2 protein-coding genes are annotated in these 2,656 nt (G+C 60.4%); both read left to right on the forward strand.

Features of this window, described 5'->3' with window-relative positions; translation table 11 throughout:
• Positions 1 to 120: 120 nt before the first annotated feature.
• Complete coding sequence (locus ABT116_RS42180) at positions 121 to 1,608, forward strand: hypothetical protein (RefSeq protein WP_351645728.1); 1,488 nt, start codon at positions 121 to 123, stop codon at positions 1,606 to 1,608.
• A 173-nt stretch (positions 1,609 to 1,781) separates the two neighbouring features.
• Positions 1,782 to 2,417 (forward strand): hypothetical protein, encoded by a 636-nt coding sequence (locus tag ABT116_RS42185; RefSeq protein WP_351645731.1) that lies wholly within the window; start codon positions 1,782 to 1,784, stop codon positions 2,415 to 2,417.
• The last annotated feature ends 239 nt before the right edge of the window (positions 2,418 to 2,656 follow it).

Consider the following 2,656-nt stretch of genomic DNA (forward strand, 5'->3'; position numbering starts at 1 on the left):
CGAACGTTCCTGCTGCGAAGACCCAGGCGCCGGAGGGTGCGCGGTAGAGGGACGTCTCCTGATGGCGCGGGGCGCCCTCCTTGTCGGTGTACGGGTGACTGGCCGTGGCATCGCAAGGCTTTGTCCGCCTGGGCGAACTTCTACGTCAACGCAATTCTGCGACTGCACGTCAAGGACGCAACTGCCGGCTTCAAGGCGTGGGCGCGGCCAGGCGGATTCGGAAAGACAGCCTCGGTAACGCGGTCGTACTGCGCACCTGACGACCTCTACTGCTCGACGAACAGCAACAAGGACGGGTTACTTGCCGGTCTCGGCCGAGTACTTTCACAGCCCCCTACTGCATCCGGTCCACAGCAGAGTGATGGCTCTCAGCCCAACACAGCGACCCTGCAGAACGCCCTGGTTTCGGACTACTCGAAGGTTGATCTCCCGGGCCTTGCCGGCAACGTCGACACTCTGCAGAAGCAGCTCCAGTCTGGTTCTCCCGACCTCGCCAGCGTGAGCGCAGCGGCATCCGACATTGCAAACACTCTGGTCCCTGTAGCGGATACGACCAAGTGGGTGACTCAGAATCCCGCCGTCGAACAATCACTCAAGTCAGCGGACGCATCGACGCCCGAGTTCACGGCCGGCAAGATCGTCGAGACGGTCAAGGGTATCGATGTGGCCGGCGCATTGAAGGCCGCCGATTCGATAACGAAGGCAGTCCAGGGAGCCACAGGCGCGGCGCAGGTGCCGCAGTTGCAGGCTTCCGTCGATGCTCTCGCCAATCAGGTTTCACCTTTGACGTCCACCCCGGCGGATGGGCTCTCCGTTGCCGCGAACGCGCTCTCGATCATCAAGCCGAGTGTCCTGATCGATCAGGTCACCCACATCGGGACGAATGCCTTCGCATTGGCCAACAACATTCCAGCTGTCGCCGACATCTTCACGACTCGGATCCCGCAGATCGTTCTCGATCCCGCGCTCGATCCCATGGCGAAGGTCAAGGCGGTGCACGCCGAGTTCGACCGAATCAATGTTCTCTTCGAACCACTCGTCAAGCTCGCTGCAGGACTGGACTACAAGACCGCAGCATCACTCATCGCGATGATCCCCGACCCGTCCGGTACCGCTCAGATCGTGTCGATGATCGTCGGACTCGTCGGCAACCTCGATATCATCGGTTTGGCCAACTCCGCCGGCGAACTGCAGAAGCAGCTCTGGCACGCGATCGAAACCGGCGATGTCATCGGAGCCGGTCTGGGTGCACTCCCCCACATCCTCGACTTCGCGAAGATCGCGGTAGGCACGCTCGGGGGTGGACAGAAGACTGATCCGGCCAAACTCGGAGCAGCGTCCGCATCGTCGGCGACCGGCCAGCAGCTAACTCAGCAGTCCCAGACAGGGGACCTTGGTGGGCTCGCTTCGAATCTCACCGCGCTGGCAGGTTCTGACGGCGCCGATGCACTGGCACAGATCGGGACTGAAGGACTGAAGTTCGCTTCGTTCATCGGTTCCGGAGCTCACCAGAGCTACGGAGAAATGGTCATCGACTCCGCTGGAACGACCGCCCTCCAGGATCTGACCAACCACTTCCGCGACGCGATTGCGAAAGTGACCGCCTGACTCCCCTGACCTCAACTCTGCACAAGGTCAGCAGTCAAACAATGAACCGCACGGCCAGGGAAGGGTCTCACCGTCCAAAGGTGGGGCCCTTTTCGCTTTCCCATTTTCTACATATCCACTCGTCACGTGCGAGAGAATTAGGGATGAGCAGACCGAGTGACGACGTTCGCCTGTTGACGATCTCAAACACTGTTTCGGATCGCCTCAAGTCACTCCCCGCAGACTATGAGGCCGCTTCAGCACTGATTGCCTCAGCTGCCTTTCAAGTGGGGTTCACTCGCATAGCTGCGGGACTGGCGCAAGAGATGGCTGGCCCCAAGGGTGACACGTACATCCATGAACGCTTCGCACCCGAGCAATTCGATGTCCTACAACTAGCCCCGATCGATTTTGCCTCGCGCACGGCCCTGACTTGCCTCGATCTTTGCGCAGCTGCTGCGTATCGACTGCGACGAGCAGGGCGGTTCGATCCCCATGGCGAGTCTGACCTGGAACACCTGAGGGAGGCGATCAGGAAGAACGGTGTGCAGCTCCACGAAGGCCAGGAACGGTGGCGCCAGGCCTTAATGGGCGATAACAAGTTCAGACTCCTCAAACTGGTGCGGGACCAGGTCACTCATCGAGCGCTGGAGAGACACACCACTATTGGCGAGGGCCCGCCGAAAACAACAATCACGATCGAGGGCAAGCCATACGACGGGACGGTCGCTACTCTTTTCGCCGACTTCGCGGAGTCCCAGTATCAGGCGTTCACCACCGCAGTCCTCGCCGATTATCCTGATCGTCGGTCCCCTACACAGAACAACTGATTTCGACACTTCAGATCGACAATGCCGCATCGGCAAGGATCGCAATCCAGTCCATGCTGGCAGCTACCCTCCACGCCATGGCAACTCCTTCACCGTTCGGCAACAGCGGTCGCGATCTGTTTGTTGTTCACGTCAATACCGCAGCGACCGACAACGGCGAGCGCCCGGTACGGGAAATTGCGGCAATAGACACAGGCAGCGGGCGATCGTGGGAGATCTCGCTGGCCAGTGGAGGCGCC

Origin of the sequence: Streptomyces sp. NPDC002130 (genome assembly GCF_040296465.1) — a bacterium.
In the GTDB taxonomy this organism is placed as follows: Bacteria; Actinomycetota; Actinomycetes; order Streptomycetales; family Streptomycetaceae; genus Streptomyces.